Below are 17,918 nucleotides of genomic sequence, written 5' to 3' on the forward strand. Positions count from 1 at the left end.
TTTTTATTCTTCAATAGTTTGTACTGCTGGTTTACTAGAAACTTTTTCTTGTAACCACTGGAATAATATAAATAAGATAGGAATTACAAAGACTCCTAAAAGAGTTCCAATAAGCATTCCTCCTGCTGCTCCTGTACCAATCGAGTTGTTTCCTTCTGACCCAACACCTTTTGCTAATACTAAAGGCATCAATCCTAAAATAAAGGCAAACGAAGTCATTAAAATTGGACGTAAACGCGCTTTTGCTCCATGAATAGCTGCATCTACAATGCTCTCACCATTCTTTCTTCGTTGCAATGCAAACTCTACAATAAGTATGGCATTTTTAGCGAGCAGACCAATAAGCATGATTAAAGCAATTTGGAAATAAATATTGTTTTCTAATCCGAAGAACTTTGTACTTATATAAGCTCCAAATACACCAAACGGTAAGGATAATACAACCGCAAATGGAAGTAAATAACTTTCATATTGTGCACTTAATAAGAAATACACAAACAGAATACTTAAAATAAATATAAATGTAGTTTGATTTCCTGCATTCACTTCTTCACGCGTTAGACCAGAATAAGCAACCGTATAATTACTTGGTAATTTTGCCACTTCTTCTTCAATAACTCTAATAGCATCACCTGTACTAAATCCATCGTTTGTAGCTCCTGTTATACTTGTAGAATTAAACAAGTTGAAACGCGTTACAGATTGTGGACCATACACTCTCTCTAATGTGACAAACTGTGTAATTGGAGTCATTTCACCAGTATCTGTTCGCACATACATGCTATTCAAAGCATTTTCATCTGCTCTATCTTCTGGTAATGCTTGTATGTATACTCTAAACTGTTTTCCGAATCTAGAGAAATCCGAAGCATAAATACCTCCAATATATCCTTGTAAAGTAGAGAAGATACTCGTTACTGAAACTCCTTTTTCTTTTGCTAAAGGCACATTCACTTCCATTTCGTATTGTGGGTAATTTGTACTGAAAGAAGACGTTGCGTATTTAATTTCTGGGTGACTCATTAAAGCCATAGAGAAGTCTTTATTCGCTTTATCTAAATCTGCAAACTCGCCTCCAAACTTATCTAATAAGTTAATCTCAAAACCAGAGGAGTTTCCAAAACCACGAATACTTGGTGGTGAGAAGAAAATAATATTAGCATCTGGAATAGTCGCTGCAATACCAAATAGTTTTCCTGTAATAGCCTGCGCTGACAAAGAAGGGTCTGTACGATCTGCCCAATCTTCTAGTTTTATAATTCCGAAACCAAAATTACTACCAGCTCCACTAATTAAACTTCTACCTTTAATAAAGTTGACACCAACAATACCATCTATCCCTTCCACTTTATCATATAGCTTTCTTGCCACTGCATCTGTTCTATCTAGAGATGCTCCTGGAGGTAATTCGATATTTGCGAAAATAATTCCTCTATCTTCATTAGGTACAAAACCTGTTGGTGTTGTCGTAGAAGCCCAATAGATTCCAATAACAGCAATGATTAATAATAAAACAGAAATAAATTTTCTTTTGTATAAAAACTGAAGAGATCTACCATAACGCTCTACTGTGGCATTAAATCCACGATTGAATAATGTATAAAAACGTTTTAATGGACTTTTTCCTTTTATTTCTTCATCGTCTTTATGTCCTTTTAACAACAAAGCACATAATGCTGGACTTAAGGTTAAAGCGTTTACTGCTGAAATTAAAATAGCAATAATTAACGTCACACCAAATTGCTCGTAAAACACACCTGTAGGACCTGTTACAAACGTAACTGGAATAAATACTGCTGCCATTACCAAAGTAATGGAAATAATAGCACCAGAAATTTCATTCATGGCTGTTAACGTCGCTTTTTTAGGATCCTTTTCACCTTCATCCAATTTGGCATGAACAGCCTCCACAACAACGATAGCATCATCCACTACAATACCAATGGCGAGGACTAACGCAAATAGCGTTAACAAGTTTATTGAATAGCCAAAAACACTAAGGAAGAAGAACGTCCCTATAATAGAAACCGGAACTGCAATTGCAGGAATTAATGTAGATCTAAAATCTTGTAAGAAGAGAAATACTACTAAAAACACTAATACAAAGGCTTCTAATAAAGTAGTAACCACTTTTTCGATAGATGCATTTAAAAACAAACTGGTATCGTATGGTACAAAAATATCTAAACCTTCTGGAAGGTCTTTTTTAACAGATTCTAAAGTGATTTTAATGTTTTCAATAATCTCTTGTGCATTGGATCCTTTGGTTTGAAAAATACCCATAAAGACAGCTGGATGACCTAAACTCATCGCATTAGAAGAATACGATTGTGCATCTAACTCAATAGTTGCAACATCTTTTAATCTTAAAAACTCTCCATTTCCTAAAGCTTTAATTACAATATCACTATACTGACTTTCATTTTTAAAACGTCCGCTATAGGTTAACGTATAAGAAAACGATTCTCCATTGTTTTGACCTAATGAACCAGCTGCTGCTTCTAAATTTTGTTCTGCTAAAGCAGCTGAAATATCTGAAGGAATTAAACCATATGATGCTAATTTTTCTGGATTTAACCAAATACGCATCGCGTAATCCTGTTGAGAAAATACACTAACATCTCCAACACCACTAATACGTTGCATGGCTGGAATCACATTAATTTTTAAGTAATTCTGAATAAACGTAGCATCATAATCTTCGCTTTCAGAATACATAGATATAAACATTAACGCACTAGTTTCTTGTTTTTGTGTCGTTACACCTGTTTGAATTACCTCTTGTGGTAATAATGGATTTGCTCTAGCAACACGATTTTGTACGTTAACTGCAGCGATATCTGCATCGATATCTTGATCAAAATAAACTGTAATTTCTGCTGATCCTGTATTAGATGCAGTAGAGGTAATGTATGTCATACCTTCTACACCATTAATTTGTTCTTCTATAGGAATGATAACACTCTCTAAAACAGTTTCGGCGTTTGCTCCTGTGTAATTTGCAGTAACTTTAATAGTTGGTGGCGCAATATCTGGATATTCCTCTATAGGCAAACTAGTTATACTAATAACTCCAAGTAAAACTATGATAATAGAGATTACCGTCGAAAGAACTGGTCTTTCAATAAATGTTTTTAACATGATTGATATGTTTTTTGTTTATCTAATTTCTGAATAAAGTTGCAACAGGTGTAATAGCTTCCTCAAAAGAAGTTTCTTGAGGCGAGATTATCATTCCGTTTCTTAATTTACCAACTCCTGATATAATAATTTTATCTTTTGCATCTAAACCAGATTCTACAACATATAAATTATCTACTGTACCTTTAACTTTTAAAATTGAAGTTGAAACTTTATTGCCCTCAACAAGTTTAAAAATCATAATATTTCCTTGTTGCTCAAAGGTTGCAGATTGTGGGACAACTATAGCGTCTTTATATTCTATAGGAAATCTTATTTTACCACTGTTACCATTGGTTAAGATTTCGTTTGGATTGTTAAAAGCTGCTCTAATTTGAATAGTTCCTGTGTTCTGATTTATTTGACCAGTACTTGTTTGAATGCGTCCTTTTTCAGAATACATCTTACCGTTTGCTAAAATCAAACTTAAATCTGGAGAATTTTTAATACGCTCAGCTTTAGTTTTTCCTTCAGATCTTTGTAAATGGTCTATGTACTGCGCCTCATTAAAACTAAAAAAGGCATATACTTGATCAATCTCACTTACTGTTGTTAAAGGTCTTGCATCGCTTTGGCTAATTAAAGCACCTTCTCTAAAATTAATAGCTCCTACATAACCATCTATTGGACTTTTTATAGTTGCATAACCAATATTCGCAGAAACACCACTTAAGTTAGCTTTAGCCTGTGCTAAATTAGCTTTTGCAGTTTCTAATTGTACTGGACTAATGATGTTCTTTTCTACAAGCGGAATCAATTTATCTACTTCAACTTGTGCTACATTAACACGTGCTTTTGCAGCTCCAGCATCTTGACTTAAAGATTGTGTTTCTAATTTAAACAACACCTGTCCTTTTCTTACTTTTTGACCTTCATCAACAAATACTTTTTCAATATATCCTGATGTTTTAGCTCTTACATCACTGTTAACTATACCCTCAATAGTTGCAGGATAATCAGTATATCCTGTTACAGTTTTGCTTTGTATTTGAGCTACAGGAAAAGCTGCAGGTGGTGCTTCTACTACTGGTTGATTTTTCTCTGTGTTTCCACAACTTAAAACGACTAAAAATACACTTAGTGTAAGTAACACTAATAATTTATTATGCCTCATTTTTGTTTTAGTTAAATATTGAATTTATTGTTTGCTAGATTTGTTCTTAATTCTTCTACAGAAGCTGTTGCTCCATCTATAAATTTGATATAATCATCATGAAAACTTAAGTCGAATTTCTCGTCTTCATTTTCAATTTTATTATTGTTTATAGTTTCTTTGTAATTTTTTAATTCTAAGTGAATATCTCGTTCTTCATTCCATTTATTTATCATGCTGTCAATATGTTGAACAACCATGTCCTTATTAATTACAAAATATTTTTTGCGATCTCCAGTTTTTGTGAAATACACAATCTTATTCAAATCTTGTAAATGATTAAGGTGCGTAGAAATAGTACTTTTACTTGCACAAAGTATGGTTACCATATCTTCAAAAGTGGTTCCTTTTTTACCTGTAAGAATGATGTAAGCTAAAATACGTGCTGCAACAGGAGCTAATTGCTCTCTATTTTCTAAATGCACACCTAGTTTCTCAACTAAACTCATTTTTTTTTGGCAGATATCTTCTTTCATTTTAAATTATCTTATTACTGTTTTTTAATACGGAAATATTAAGCTACAGTAAATTTCTATGCAAATATATATATTGGTTCGGAACAAACCGAACTAATCGAAGTTAAAATGTTGTTAAATAAAAAAGCCGACTATTAACAGTCGGCTTTATAGAATATTTTGTTGCAATTTATAGTGCAGATTTAAACTGCTCTAAGAACCTAACATCGTTTTCACTTAATAAACGAATATCGCTAATTTGATTTAGTAACATTGCTATACGATCTATTCCCATTCCGAATGCGAAACCTGAATATTCTTTAGAATCAATACCACAGTTTTCCAAAACGTTTGGATCTACCATACCACAACCCATAATTTCTAACCAACCTGTTCCTTTGGTAATCTTATAGTCTGTTTCTGTCTCTAATCCCCAATATACATCTACCTCAGCACTAGGCTCTGTAAACGGAAAATATGAAGGACGCAAACGTATCTTAGATTTACCAAACATCTCTGTAGTAAAATATTGCAAGGTTTGTTTTAAATCTGCAAAACTCACATCTTTATCAATGTATAAACCTTCTACTTGGTGGAAAAAACAATGTGCACGTGCCGAAATAGCTTCGTTACGAAACACACGACCTGGAGAAATGGTACGAATTGGTGGTTTATTGTTTTCCATATAACGCACTTGCACAGAACTTGTGTGTGTACGCAATAAAATATCTGGATCTGTTTGAATAAAAAATGTATCCTGCATATCACGCGCTGGGTGATATTCTGGCAAGTTTAATGCTGTAAAATTATGCCAGTCATCTTCAATTTCAGGACCTTCACTTACATTAAATCCTATACGAGAAAAGATATCGATAATTTGATTTTTCACTATAGATATTGGATGACGTGCACCAATCTCAATAGGTTCTCCTGGACGGGATAAATCTCCATAAACACCTTTGACTTCTTCCTTACTTTCTAATTCTTCTTTTAAGGCGTTTACTTTTGCTTCGGCAGTTTGCTTAAGTTTATTAATGGTTTGACCAAACTCTTTTTTCTGCTCGTTTGTTACATTTTTAAACTCCGAAAAATAGTCATTAAGTAATCCTTTTTTACCTAAGTATTTTATACGAAAAGCCTCAACCTCTTCTTTAGATTGTGCTTTAAATGCTTCGGCTTCTGCTATGAGTTCTTTTATCTTATCTATCATATCTCCTTAAAATGAATGGCAAATTTATGAATTTTATCGCTATTTGCGTTAGCGATTGCAATGGAAATCCTTTTGCTTTTCGCAAAAGATTGTAGTGGAAAGTGCGACCCTTTTGGGTAACGCTCAAAAATTTATTCTATAAATTCAGATTCAATGAAATAATTAACGATAGCATCTTTCATCAAAACACTTTGTTCTCCTGCTTTTAATGGTGGTAATTCTTCTTTTATTTTATAATGAGGCCAACCGTCTTCGTCTGCAAAATCAAATTCATAGTAACCATAAGGTGTGAGCAACTTGCAGATGGCAATGTGCATCAAATCAAGCTTATGATCTTTTTTAAACTTACGATCTAGCTGTCCCAACTCTTGCACACCTATTAAATATATTATTGCATCTAAATCTAATGGATCACCATCTGCAAATGTTGCAGACAACTTTTTTACCACTAAATCCCAACGTTGTTTTAATTGTTCATCTCTTGCCATAATCACTTTTCCGCGTATGCGAAAATCATTTTAATTAATAAGATTGCAAAGTTAATAAACTATAGGCTCTAGAAATACGTTATTATTTTAAAATGAGAAAAATTATGTACGTTTGTTAAAACTGACTATAACTATGGCAATCATTGATATTATTTTAGGAGCACTTTTACTTTTTGGTCTCATTAGAGGCGTTATGAAAGGACTTTTTGTAGAAGTCGCTTCTCTGGTTGCTCTTGTGGCTGGTATTTATGGTGCGATTCACTTTAGTAATTTTGCTGCGGAATTTTTAGATAGCAGACTTGATTGGGAAGAGAAATACATTAATATTGTTGCTTTTGCTGTTACGTTTGTCATCATCGTTTTAATCATTGCTCTCGCAGGAAAAGCTTTAACCAAACTTGCAGATTTTGCAGCTCTTGGGATTATAAATAAGCTTTTGGGTGGTGTTTTTGGAGCTCTTAAAATTGGTTTAATATTGAGTATTCTTCTTATTGTTTTTGATAATATGAATAATGCTATACCATTTGCTGACAAAGAGGACTTAGAAGATTCTATTTTATACAAACCTGTTAAAGGATTGGCTCCTTTAATTTTTCCAGGTATTTTAAATAAAGGAAAAGAAGATTCTGATGAAAATCCTGAAACTAATTCCGAAGCATAAAAAAACCGCCTATTTGCATAGACAGTTTTGTTTTATTGTTTTAGATTTTTAATCTAGGTGATAAATTTCCATAATATCTGTTAGATATTTTTCAAAATCTAATTTCAAATCAATCAGTTTTCCTGTGTGTACATCAAATACCCAACCATGTACTTTTAAACCTCTATCTCTATAGGCTTTTTGAACTGCAGCAGTTTTAATTAAATTAACGCATTGTTCTTGAACATTGAGCTCTACTAAACGATCGTATTTTTTGTCTTCATTTTCAATAGCATTAAGCTCATCATGATGCATACGATAGACATCTCTAATATTTCTTAACCAACCGTTCAACACTCCTAAATCTGCTGATTGCATTGCTGCTTTTACTCCACCGCAACCATAGTGACCACAAACGACAACATGATTTACTTTTAAATGGGTTACTGCATATTCAACAACCGACATTGCATTAAGGTCAATTCCTGAAACCATGTTTGCAATATTACGATGTACAAAAACATCTCCAGGACCAAGTCCCATCAGTTCTTCGGCAGTCACTCTACTATCTGAACAACCAATGAATAACAATTCTGGATTTTGACCTTTACCTAATTCTTCAAAATAATTTGGGTCAGTAGTTAATTTATCTTTTATCCATTTTTCGTTATTTTCAAATACTTTATCTAAATTCATGATGTTATTTTATATGGTGTCTTTAACATTATTTTTAACCCATTTTAAACAGGTTTTAAAATCTTTAAAAATATGTTCATTAGGAATAAAATCTGGAATAATATCAATTCGTTCCATCATATATCTTGGTTGTTTTAAGAGTCCTACAAATAATACTTCCACATCATTTTTCTTTAATTCTTGAAGCATATCTTCCATAGCATATAAACCCGATTGATCCATATATTGCATACGTCCTAATCGTAAAATAACCGTTTTTGCTGTTTTTGGAATTTGTTCTGTTAACGCCTGAAAATCACTGGTAGATCCAAAAAATAATGGTCCTTTTAAATGCTTGATAAAGACTTCTTCTTTTAAGGCTTCAGGAAAACCTACCTCATCCTCCCAAGATTCTTCTTTTAGTGATTTCACATCAGAACGCTCTGCTGTTAAGTCTCCTATTTTTTTCATAAACATTAGTGAAGCGATAATCAAACCGATACCTACAGCATAAATTAAATCCCAGAACGTAGATAATAATAATACAACAAGCATTATTAAAACCTCTGAACTTAGTTTTAATGGACCAAATTTAATGTCTTTTGGTAAACTAGGAATCGCTTTAAGACCTTTATAATCCATTACACCAATACCAACAGTTATTAAAATACCAGCTAAAACTGCTGCTGGGATTTTTGATGCTACATCACTTAATGCTAGCATTATTAACAATAACATGACACCAGCAATCATTCCAGAAAGCTTTGTTTTACCACCTGCATTAATATTTACAACTGTTCTAATCGTTGCTCCTGCTCCAGGAATCCCTCCAAATATTGCTGCAATACTGTTACCTATACCTTGTCCAATTAATTCCTTGTTTGGTTTATGTTTGGTTTTGGTCATATTATCTGCAACGACACTTGTTAATAAAGAATCTATAGCTCCTAAAAGTGATAAAGTAAGTGCTGTAAAAATATAAGGTGTAATACTCCCTAAGCTAAAACTCGTAAACATTTCTAATCTTGGAATTGGAATACCTCCAGGGATTTCGGAAATAGGTCTATAACCTAAATTAAACCCATAAGCAATTCCAGACATTACAATTAGAGCAACTAATGTACTTGGTACTGCTGTTGTTATCCGTTTAAAACCATAAATTATAAATATGGTTCCTAAAGCTAAAATAAGTTCTAACCAATTAATATTCTTTAAAGCTCTTGGTAGTACTTTTAAAGCTCCCACTGTACCAGAAGCTTCTTTAGCAGCTAAAGTTTGTGATTCTGTTAAAACTTGCTCAGGAGTAATTTGCTGCGCACGCTCTATAGTTTCTTTAAAATTTTCAAGTACTAAAATACCCTCTCCAGCTTCTTCTTTTAAAATATTTTCTAAAATAACTTCTTCAGCTTGTGGTTTAAATTGTTCTACAAAAGCTTCGTCCTCTTTAGGATAATAACCAATTGATGGTAATATTTGAGTTAATAAAATTATAACTCCAATCGCAGTCATAAAACCTGAAACAACAGGATAAGGGATGTATCTAATATATTTTCCTAAGCCTAAAAAACCAAGGCCTACTTGTATTAATCCTGCTAATAAAAACACGGTTAAAATGGCTGGTAATGCTTTTTCCACACTACCATCATTAGCAGCAACAATTCCTGCAATAATTACCATACTTACAGCAGTCATAGGTGCAGTTGGTCCAGAAATTTGAGTTGGAGTACCACCAAAAAGCGCAGCAAAGAAACTTATAAAAATGGCGCCATAAAGCCCTGCTTCTGGCCCTAAACCTGATGAAACACCAAATGCTAATGCCAATGGCAATGCTACAATTCCTGCTGTGATACCTCCAAAGGCATCTCCTTTAAAATTGGAAAAAAAGTTTTTCATATTTTATCTTTGGTATTTTTTTAAAGTTACTTACATTTTCTTTTAAAAATCAAAAATTAACAAATGCAATTAAATTAATTTGATCTCTTCCAGAAGTTTCAAAAAACTGATTCATATAACCTAACTCAAATCGCAATGCATTTGAAAACTTATAACCTAAACCTCCATAAACTCTGTTTCTATCAAAAACTGACGACCTTGTATTTAAAAATATTTCATTATATAATGAAATATATAGCGGATTTCTTCCGTCTTCTTTATATTGAAGTGGTACATTAATTCCTAAAAAATATCTCAATCGCATTTTAAAATCGTTTTCTACAAAACGCTGTTCAAAACGATAACGATGGCTCAAACTTATTTTACCAACTTTTTGTTTTGTTGTAAATTGTTGATAAATTCGATGTTCATTTATTGAAACTTTATCATCTGTTTCTCCAATGTAATTTTCAGACAAAATATAACCATATCCTAGCAAAATATTGTTATTATTTTCTGATAAATTATACCCAAGACCTGTTCTTATGAGTAATTGTTCTAAATCGTCTATAATATTGTAGCTCCTATACTGTATTTCATTATGGATATTCCATTTATCATTAATCTTTTTATTACCAATGTAAATAAGCCAATTTCCAAAATCACTTTCTTGAGCATTTGTTAAATTAGGCAGCACTAACAAAAAAGTTAGTACTACCATTCTTACTCTCTTTTTCAATTTGTTTTTATTCATAAAACTTCACTTCACCTGTATTGACATCATACATGGCTCCAATTATTCTAATCTCACCTGCTTTTTCCATTTCAGTAAGTATTGGACTTTCGGCATGAATTCTATCAATCATTAATTCCACATTTATGTGTGATACTTCATCTACAAAATCTAAGTTTTTAGAGGTTCTTAAACTTTCGTCTTTTGGTTCTGTAACCGCATTAACTGCTGGTGTAATTTTTTGAACTAACTTAGTTAAATTCCCCATTTCTGCATGGTCACATGCTCCTTTTACTGCTCCACAACTAGTATGTCCTAAAACTACAATAAGCTCTGTACCTGCTAATTTACATGCAAACTCCATACTCCCTAAAATATCTTCATTCACAATATTACCTGCAACACGTACACTAAAAATATCGCCTAATCCTTGATCAAATACCAACTCAGCAGACACCCTAGAATCTATACAGCTTAAAATAGTTGCGAATGGAAACTGCCCTTCGCTTGTATCATTTACTTGTTCTAAAAGGTTTCTATTAGCCTTTAAATTGTTTTGAAACCTTTGATTTCCTTCTTTTAAATATTGTAATGACTTTTCAGGTGTCATTGTTGCTTGTGTTTCTTTTGTATGTGCTTTCATAATGTTTTGTTTTTACGTTTAATTAAAATTGTTATTTATTATGCTTCGGAAACTAATAATGAAACATTCAACTTATTCACCACTTCTCTCAATGAGGCTTCTCCTGTGTTTTTTGTTTTATTTTCAGTTCTATCGACACATAATAAATTCACATTATTCTTTAAAATAAATGAAGAGAGTGTTTTTAAAGCATTAGAGTTTTGTTCAAAAACATACTCTACCATTTTTGGTTCTTTCTCAATAACCGTTTTTGTATCTGTTTTCTGACTATTAATAATCTTAAAAGATTTTAATGGTGTCTGCGTATGTGTTATAACATCCTTAGAAAATTCAGTATCGAAAAATTTAGTAGAATTATTAAAAACGCCTAATGTCATTTTTTCATTAGGTATTAATCCGTTCTCATCTGAAGAAATCATTATGTAACCCTTAAACTCCTTTAAAACAAACTTTATTATGCCATCTCCAATGAGTTGAAGAGAATTAGAATCTCGTTGTCCTAAAACAATAACATCTGGTTTATAACTCTTAATTTGTTTGAGAATCTCTTCTTTTATTTTTCCAAACGCATAACTACCTCTAATTTTTACATCATAATCCTTCGCATAGGAATTTACGGATGTATCAATAGTCTTTTTGGTAGTATTATGCTCTTCATTTAATGCTCTAATTGCAGATAATTGATTGTCTCCACCTACTATATCAATGTGTTTTTTAACATGAAATAATGCAATTTCTGCATCAATCATTTTTGCTAAACTCACACTATTTTTTAAGATAGTGTTTTCCGTCTTCTTTAAATCTGAAAGTACTAATATTTTATATTTTTCTGTTTTCATATCCTTAACTTAAACTTATATTAGATTTAGGTCTTAATTGAAAGAACTCAATAAAACTTGGTGGATTTTCAACAATACCTCGTTTTGAAATTAACTTGATATCAATGTTTCTTTCTTTTGCTTTAAAAGCGAAATCTTCAAGAATTTCAACAATATCATAATCAAGATATCTGGTTTTTGTTACATCAAATTCTAAATAGGTGTCTCTTGGCAAACTATCTAACTCTTTTAAAATAGCACCTTTATTAAAGAAAGTCACCTCTTCAGCAAGAGCCATTTTGATTTTATGTTTTCCATTACTATTATCTTCAATATGGAGAAAATGAGAGTTTTGGTAACTTTTTAATAGTATGACAACTATACCAACAGCTAAACCTAGACCAATACCAACTAATAAATCTGTAAAAACAATTCCTCCCACAGTAACAAAAAATGGGACAGACTGTTTCCATCCCAATTTATACATCTTCACAAATAATGAAGGTTTTGCTAGTTTATATCCTACAATTAATAAAATTGCAGCTAACACAGATAAAGGAATTTTATTAAGTAGAGCAGGAATTAATATCACAGAAATCAATAATAAAAACCCATGGATAATAGTAGACATTTTACTTTTTCCGCCAGATTGAATATTAGCTGAACTTCTTACAATTACTTGTGTAATAGGAAGACCACCAACTAAACCTGATAATATATTACCTGTACCTTGAGCTAATAATTCTCTATTTGTAGGTGTAACATTTTTATCTGGATCAATCTTATCAGAGGCTTCTACACACAATAAAGTTTCTAAACTTGCAACTAATGCAATGGTAAAAGCAATAACCCAAACTTCTGGATTTGTAATTGCTGAAAAGTTAGGAAAACTAAATTGACCTATAAAAGAATCTAAACTATCAGGAACAGGAACACTTACTAAGTGTGATTCTGCAATAGCAAGACTCTCATTAGATTGTGTTACTAGGAAAAAAATTATTCCAACAACAACAGCAACTAAAGGGCCTTGAATAATTTCAAAAAACTTTCCTTTTTTAACTAAGACGTTACTCCATAATAGCAAAATACCCAAAGCTATAAAGCCAACAACCATAGAGCCTATTATAAGATTATCAAAAATATGCAAAATTGCAGAAAAAGTATTTTCTCCAGAAGCTCCTAAAAAACTATCTGCTCCTTCTGGCTCTGCATCGTAACCAAAAAAATGAGGTATTTGTTTTAAAATGATGATAATACCAATACCCGTAAGCATTCCTTTAATAACAGATGACGGAAAATAGTACCCAATAATACCAGCTTTTAAAAAGCCAAAAATCAATTGAATAACACCTCCTAAAACAACAGCAACTAAGAAATTTTCATAACCTCCCAATGTACCAATTGCTGTCAATACAATAGCTGCTAAACCAGCTGCAGGTCCACTTACTCCAATTTTAGAACCACTTAAGGCTCCTACTACAATTCCTCCAATAATTCCAGCAATTAAACCAGAGAAAAGAGGTGCTCCACTGGCTAAAGCAATACCTAAACATAAAGGTAATGCTACAAAAAATACAACGACACTTGCAGGCAAGTCGTTTTTTAATGTTTTAAACATTTGATATAATGATTTATTACTATTGAATAGATTTCAATAGTTGTTTTAATATTTATTTTGGGGACAATAAATGTCGAACGAATAAAATATTAAATAAAATCTGGTGGAGGAGAAATGATATTGAGATGTGGTTTTAGGTAATTTTTAAAGAAATAACCTAAATTATCATTAGAATTAGAGGTTAAGAAATAATCTTCCTCATCAAGTTCATTCATAGGAAATACTTTTAAGGTTTCCTTTTCTTCTTCTTCAGTAACACTATAGAAAATAGAAACATCAACAGAATCGTCAATAGCAATGATTATTGATGGCGCAGTAATTAAGGCCACAAATAAAACAGAAAATAAAATTGCTATGATTTTTCTATTCATAAAAATAATTTTGAAATGCAAATATAAGGCAACGAAGCTTTAGAAGTGTTAAGGAATTTTTAAAAATCTGTCACTATTTTTATATCATCCTCAATAACCCATCCTGTTTTACCATCTTCAAGCTTTATTTTTTTCCAATTAGGAACTGTATCAATCACTTGAACCTTTGTGCCTTCATGGAGTTTAAAGGCTTCTGCACTTCGTAAATTAGGTTCGTTTTTAATTTGACTTTCTTGTGCAAAAACAATAGCTATTTGATTTTTTTGATCAAGCTCATAGCTATTATATGCAAAAGCAAGTGCAATAAAAGCCAATATTAAGGAGGATAAACTTGTTATAAATGCCAAACGTTTTTTTGATGTACTTTGAGAGAAGTAATACATCAAAAACAGTAGTACAAAGAGCACAACTAATGCAACCGATAATTTAGCCCAATTATCAAAAACCATAGTGTTTGTTGCTTTTTTAATAAGTCTGGAAAAACCAACTTCAGGAACTATTTCAATGTCATCAATAGTCATATTTTTAGCATATGCTATGTTATTTAAAATGTCCTTATCATTAGGTTTTAATAATAAAGCCTTTTCATAATAATAAATACTTGGAGCAACATGATTTAATTTATAATGTGCATTTGCTATGTTGAAATATAACTCTGCAGAATGCTCGCCTTGATCTAAAATCGAGGTATATTTACTTAAAGCTTCGGTATAATTACCATCATTATACAACGTATTAGCTTGTTCAAATACTTTTTCATTTTGACCAAATGATAGTGTGCTTAATAGACATACGAATATGTAAAATATCTTTTTCATATCTATTGTATCTCTTTATCAATTATTGAAATCGTCGATGCTGCTTTATCGTAATCTTGCTGCATTTCTACATTGGTAATTGGTGTATATCTTGCCAATTCACAATGCTGTAAAATGCTAATAAATTCTTTAACTGTTGGCTCGTTAACCTGTCTCTCAATAAGAATTTCTTCAATTTTTTCTTTGCTGAAATCACTCGTTTCAATCTGTAATTTCGCCTTCAGATAATTATGTAATGCTTTTTCAAGAGCGATGTAAAATGTTTCCTTTTCACCTAAAGCTTTTTTAGCTTCACCTAAATATTTTCTAGCTAGCTTATCTGCTTTTCTTATTTTATTTCCGAAGACATCTGCATTACGTTTTTCTTTTTCCTTACGATATACAAGTGCCAAAGGAATCAATAGAAAAGGTGACAATAAAGAGCCCCAAAACGCAGTAGATTTAAAGAAATCATTAGATGCAATTGGTTTTAAATTTGCTTTAGTTTTCACAAATGCAAATTGATCATTATTTAGAATCACTTCCTTTTTATCACCATTAGCTGATGCTAAATTATCATCACCCGAAGATGTGTTTATTGGACCTTCAATCACATCAATAATGATTTCTCCAGAGGACACACGTTTATACGTTTGGGTCTCTAAATCAAAATATGAGAATGAGATGCTTGGAATTGGATATTTACCTTTGTACTGCGGAACAATAGTATAGCTATCTGCAATTGAGCCTTGCATACCATTTGTATTCGTTCTAATTGTTTCGTTATACTCAGGTTCGTAAACTTCTAGTGAACTTGGTAGTGTCAATTTAGGTAATTGAAACAATTTGAGATTTCCTTTTCCTGTTACTTCTACTGTAGCTCGTAAACTTTCCGAAGCATTAAGTTCAGATTTTGAGGTCATCACATTAAACTTAAAATCACCAACAGCTCCTGTAAAATCCTCTGGTTTTCCTTCTTCTGGCAAAGGTTTCACATTGATTGTTCTACTTCCTGCAGAAACAGTTCTATTAGTTTGAGCCATATGCATACCACCAAAAATATCTCTTCGATTGGTTGGCACTTCAACAGTAACGTCTAGTGTTAACGGTTCTATTTCTAACTTGCCTGATTTTTGTGGATAGAGAACCGTTTTCCGAAGTACAACATATCGATAATCTTCGCCTTTGTAGGTTCCATTTTGAACTCTCAATCCTTTGGTATCTATCTTCTGACTCCAAAAATCATTATATCTAGGATTATCTAGCTCTCTCCAATTACTCACACCTGTATTTGGTGACACGTAGAGTTTGTAAACCACTGTAATCGCTTCATTAAGGTAAGGGTCCTCTTTAGAAACCTCTGCCACTAAATGAATATTCTCTGACGCAACACCTTCTACATTGTAGGGATCATTTGGTCGTTTTACAGCATTTGTAACTTGTACTGTAACCGCATTTGTTTTATACGTTTTACCTTCAATTTCAATACTTGCGCTTTTAATTGTAAATCGTCCTTGCTTTTGAGGAGCAAGAAAATAGCTGTATGTTTTTGCATAAGAGTGTGCGCCATTGAGCCAAGAATTACTAACAGATGTATTTGGTCCTCCAATGACTTGAAAATTTTCAAAATCTGGAGCCTCAAAATTATCGCCATCCTTATTCATTATGAAATCAACACGCAGACGTTCATTTTGACCTAGCTTTGTCTTGCTTACTTTGGCTTCAAATTTAATTTGCGCAAATGTCATACTCGATGTGAGTACGATTAATAATATGGATATGTGTTTTATGAGTTTCATCTCAATTTTTTTCTTCGGAAATATTATGATTTAACTTTTAGTCTGCTATAATTTATCTTGATCTCTTGTATTATTGAAACTATTGAACTTTCTTTTTACTGAAAACTGCGACTGAAAACTAAAATCTACCAGTCCTTTTCAGTTTTTACCTTAGCACCTTTTTGTTTTTCAGCATTGATTTTCTCTTGAACTTTTTGTTCTTGATTATTCATAGCTTCTAACAAATTCTTAATTTGTTGAGGAGACAATTGTCCAGGTTGTGGTTTAGGCTGTCCTTCTTCCTTTTTATCATCTTTCTTATCGCCTTTGCCTTGATCTTTTTCATCTTTTGGCTTACCATCTTCATCCTTTTGGTCTTCACCATCTTTTTTATCTTGATCGCCTTCATCTTTAGGATCATCTTTTTTCTCATCTTCCTTTTTATCCTCTTTCTTGTCTTCGTTTTCTTTATCCTCGTCTTTCTTGTCTTCTTCTTTGTCTTGTTCTTGCTGTTGTTGCGCTGCACATTCTTGAGCTATCACAAGATTGTAACGCGTTTCATCATCGGTTGGATCATTACGCAAGGCGCTTTTATAGGCTTCTACAGCTTCTTTACACAACTCTTCTTTCATTAACACATTACCCATATTGTGGTAAGCTTTGTGTTTTTCTTCTTTTGAGGTTGCGTTTTTTGCAGCTTCGGTATGACGATATAAAGCTTCATCATAATTACCTTTATCATAATAGGTGTTTCCTAAATTATAAGAGCCTGCAATTACAGATGGTGCTTGAGAAATTGCTTTTCTATACTCCATCTCTGCGTTGACATAATTATCTGCATCAATGAGTTCATTGCCTTCATAGACATAGTTATTAGCACTTTCTAGTGCTAATTGCTGTTCTTTTTCTTTGGTTTTGTCTTGTGCAAAAGACAGTCCAGAGATTAGAATAAATATGTATGTGATGTATAACTTCATAGTTTTAATAAACTTTACCTTAATATCAATTAGACATAAGTAAAACGCTTAGCAAGATATAAAACTAGTGGACTTGATATAGTTAAAGAATTTATAAAATATTGGATGAGTTGGTGTTGGATGGAATTGTATGTTTGTAATAGCTAATTCTTATTCAGAATTAGCTATATTAATTTAAGTACCTGTCGTATATGCATGGTAACGTATAGAAATAAAAGAATAATGAAGGATAATAAAACAAATTTTATAGAAATTCTAAAAATTGAAGAGACTACTCTTAGTTCAAATATGGTTGTTTTATTAAAAGAGTATACTGATTATTCAACAGAAGATTTAATTTATTTGATCAACAAGTTCAATACTGATAAATCTGTAGAAATTGAATTGGTAGCAGATATAAAAGAATGTAATCAATTAGCATCAAAATTGATGGATTTAAATATAGGTATAGGAAAAACATCATTCCATGAAGAGAATAATCTCTAGTTATTAAGGCTAGCAAAAACTTCT

The 17,918-nt window shown here is 32.1% G+C and carries 17 protein-coding genes; 2 read left to right on the forward strand and 15 right to left on the reverse strand.

Going from position 1 to position 17,918, the window contains the following annotated elements:
• Positions 1–3: 3 nt before the first annotated feature.
• From IM744_RS13225 to IM744_RS13245, 5 genes are all read right to left on the reverse strand, one after another.
• Complete coding sequence (locus IM744_RS13225) at positions 4–3,141, reverse strand: efflux RND transporter permease subunit (RefSeq protein WP_194508620.1); 3,138 nt, start codon at positions 3,139–3,141, stop codon at positions 4–6.
• A 22-nt stretch (positions 3,142–3,163) separates the two neighbouring features.
• Positions 3,164–4,294 (reverse strand): efflux RND transporter periplasmic adaptor subunit, encoded by a 1,131-nt coding sequence (locus IM744_RS13230; protein ID WP_194508621.1) that lies wholly within the window; start codon positions 4,292–4,294, stop codon positions 3,164–3,166.
• A gap of 11 nt (positions 4,295–4,305) precedes the next feature.
• Positions 4,306–4,809: a GbsR/MarR family transcriptional regulator gene (locus IM744_RS13235; RefSeq protein WP_194508622.1), complete on the reverse strand. Its 504-nt coding sequence runs from the start codon at positions 4,807–4,809 to the stop codon at positions 4,306–4,308.
• A 169-nt stretch (positions 4,810–4,978) separates the two neighbouring features.
• Positions 4,979–5,998, reverse strand: coding sequence for a phenylalanine--tRNA ligase subunit alpha (pheS, locus tag IM744_RS13240; protein WP_194508623.1), 1,020 nt, complete (start codon positions 5,996–5,998; stop codon positions 4,979–4,981).
• Between the two features lie 131 nt (positions 5,999–6,129).
• Positions 6,130–6,486: a hypothetical protein gene (locus tag IM744_RS13245; protein ID WP_194508624.1), complete on the reverse strand. Its 357-nt coding sequence runs from the start codon at positions 6,484–6,486 to the stop codon at positions 6,130–6,132.
• Between the two features lie 133 nt (positions 6,487–6,619).
• Between IM744_RS13245 and IM744_RS13250 the strand changes: the two genes are divergently transcribed.
• Positions 6,620–7,147 (forward strand): CvpA family protein, encoded by a 528-nt coding sequence (locus tag IM744_RS13250; RefSeq protein ID WP_194508625.1) that lies wholly within the window; start codon positions 6,620–6,622, stop codon positions 7,145–7,147.
• A gap of 48 nt (positions 7,148–7,195) precedes the next feature.
• On the opposite strand, the gene IM744_RS13255 is transcribed toward IM744_RS13250, so the two are convergent.
• From IM744_RS13255 to IM744_RS13300, 10 genes are all read right to left on the reverse strand, one after another.
• Positions 7,196–7,822, reverse strand: a complete 627-nt coding sequence (locus IM744_RS13255; RefSeq protein ID WP_194508626.1) for a carbonic anhydrase — start codon at positions 7,820–7,822, stop codon at positions 7,196–7,198.
• Positions 7,823–7,831: 9 nt separating this feature from the next.
• On the reverse strand, positions 7,832–9,694 hold the full coding sequence (locus IM744_RS13260; protein WP_194508627.1) for a SulP family inorganic anion transporter: 1,863 nt from the start codon (positions 9,692–9,694) through the stop codon (positions 7,832–7,834).
• Positions 9,695–9,743: 49 nt separating this feature from the next.
• Positions 9,744–10,427 (reverse strand): DUF2490 domain-containing protein, encoded by a 684-nt coding sequence (locus IM744_RS13265; RefSeq protein WP_194508628.1) that lies wholly within the window; start codon positions 10,425–10,427, stop codon positions 9,744–9,746.
• Positions 10,420–11,049, reverse strand: coding sequence for a carbonic anhydrase family protein (locus IM744_RS13270; RefSeq protein WP_194508629.1), 630 nt, complete (start codon positions 11,047–11,049; stop codon positions 10,420–10,422). The genes IM744_RS13265 and IM744_RS13270 overlap by 8 nt, the downstream gene beginning before the upstream one ends.
• 38 nt (positions 11,050–11,087) lie before the next feature.
• Positions 11,088–11,888 carry a universal stress protein gene (locus IM744_RS13275; protein ID WP_194508630.1) on the reverse strand — a complete coding sequence of 267 codons (801 nt, stop codon included), beginning with the start codon at positions 11,886–11,888 and terminating at the stop codon, positions 11,088–11,090.
• A gap of 4 nt (positions 11,889–11,892) precedes the next feature.
• Complete coding sequence (locus tag IM744_RS13280; RefSeq protein WP_194508631.1) at positions 11,893–13,485, reverse strand: SulP family inorganic anion transporter; 1,593 nt, start codon at positions 13,483–13,485, stop codon at positions 11,893–11,895.
• A gap of 89 nt (positions 13,486–13,574) precedes the next feature.
• Positions 13,575–13,856: a hypothetical protein gene (locus tag IM744_RS13285; protein ID WP_194508632.1), complete on the reverse strand. Its 282-nt coding sequence runs from the start codon at positions 13,854–13,856 to the stop codon at positions 13,575–13,577.
• Between the two features lie 59 nt (positions 13,857–13,915).
• On the reverse strand, positions 13,916–14,674 hold the full coding sequence (locus tag IM744_RS13290) for a tetratricopeptide repeat protein (RefSeq protein WP_194508633.1): 759 nt from the start codon (positions 14,672–14,674) through the stop codon (positions 13,916–13,918).
• Positions 14,675–14,676: 2 nt separating this feature from the next.
• Positions 14,677–16,452, reverse strand: a complete 1,776-nt coding sequence (locus IM744_RS13295; protein ID WP_194508634.1) for a BatD family protein — start codon at positions 16,450–16,452, stop codon at positions 14,677–14,679.
• A 125-nt stretch (positions 16,453–16,577) separates the two neighbouring features.
• On the reverse strand, positions 16,578–17,408 hold the full coding sequence (locus tag IM744_RS13300) for a tetratricopeptide repeat protein (protein WP_194508635.1): 831 nt from the start codon (positions 17,406–17,408) through the stop codon (positions 16,578–16,580).
• 222 nt (positions 17,409–17,630) lie between these two features.
• On the opposite strand from IM744_RS13300, the gene IM744_RS13305 reads away from it, so the two are divergent.
• A complete protein-coding gene (locus IM744_RS13305) occupies positions 17,631–17,894 on the forward strand; it encodes a hypothetical protein (RefSeq protein ID WP_194508636.1) in 264 nt (87 codons plus the stop codon).
• The last annotated feature ends 24 nt before the right edge of the window (positions 17,895–17,918 follow it).

It is taken from the genome of Psychroserpens luteus (assembly GCF_015319355.1).
In the GTDB taxonomy this organism is placed as follows: Bacteria; Bacteroidota; Bacteroidia; order Flavobacteriales; family Flavobacteriaceae; genus Psychroserpens; species Psychroserpens luteus.

Bases quoted from the DNA above. Each gene is read 5' to 3' on its own strand.
- IM744_RS13225 (WP_194508620.1), bottom strand. From the start codon at position 3,141: ATGTTAAAAACATTTATTGAAAGACCAGTTCTTTCGACGGTAATCTCT.
- IM744_RS13230 (WP_194508621.1), bottom strand. From the start codon at position 4,294: ATGAGGCATAATAAATTATTAGTGTTACTTACACTAAGTGTATTTTTA.
- IM744_RS13235 (WP_194508622.1), bottom strand. From the start codon at position 4,809: ATGAAAGAAGATATCTGCCAAAAAAAAATGAGTTTAGTTGAGAAACTA.
- pheS (WP_194508623.1), bottom strand. From the start codon at position 5,998: ATGATAGATAAGATAAAAGAACTCATAGCAGAAGCCGAAGCATTTAAA.
- IM744_RS13245 (WP_194508624.1), bottom strand. From the start codon at position 6,486: ATGGCAAGAGATGAACAATTAAAACAACGTTGGGATTTAGTGGTAAAA.
- IM744_RS13250 (WP_194508625.1), top strand. From the start codon at position 6,620: ATGGCAATCATTGATATTATTTTAGGAGCACTTTTACTTTTTGGTCTC.
- IM744_RS13255 (WP_194508626.1), bottom strand. From the start codon at position 7,822: ATGAATTTAGATAAAGTATTTGAAAATAACGAAAAATGGATAAAAGAT.
- IM744_RS13260 (WP_194508627.1), bottom strand. From the start codon at position 9,694: ATGAAAAACTTTTTTTCCAATTTTAAAGGAGATGCCTTTGGAGGTATC.
- IM744_RS13265 (WP_194508628.1), bottom strand. From the start codon at position 10,427: ATGAATAAAAACAAATTGAAAAAGAGAGTAAGAATGGTAGTACTAACT.
- IM744_RS13270 (WP_194508629.1), bottom strand. From the start codon at position 11,049: ATGAAAGCACATACAAAAGAAACACAAGCAACAATGACACCTGAAAAG.
- IM744_RS13275 (WP_194508630.1), bottom strand. From the start codon at position 11,888: ATGAAAACAGAAAAATATAAAATATTAGTACTTTCAGATTTAAAGAAG.
- IM744_RS13280 (WP_194508631.1), bottom strand. From the start codon at position 13,485: ATGTTTAAAACATTAAAAAACGACTTGCCTGCAAGTGTCGTTGTATTT.
- IM744_RS13285 (WP_194508632.1), bottom strand. From the start codon at position 13,856: ATGAATAGAAAAATCATAGCAATTTTATTTTCTGTTTTATTTGTGGCC.
- IM744_RS13290 (WP_194508633.1), bottom strand. From the start codon at position 14,674: ATGAAAAAGATATTTTACATATTCGTATGTCTATTAAGCACACTATCA.
- IM744_RS13295 (WP_194508634.1), bottom strand. From the start codon at position 16,452: ATGAAACTCATAAAACACATATCCATATTATTAATCGTACTCACATCG.
- IM744_RS13300 (WP_194508635.1), bottom strand. From the start codon at position 17,408: ATGAAGTTATACATCACATACATATTTATTCTAATCTCTGGACTGTCT.
- IM744_RS13305 (WP_194508636.1), top strand. From the start codon at position 17,631: ATGAAGGATAATAAAACAAATTTTATAGAAATTCTAAAAATTGAAGAG.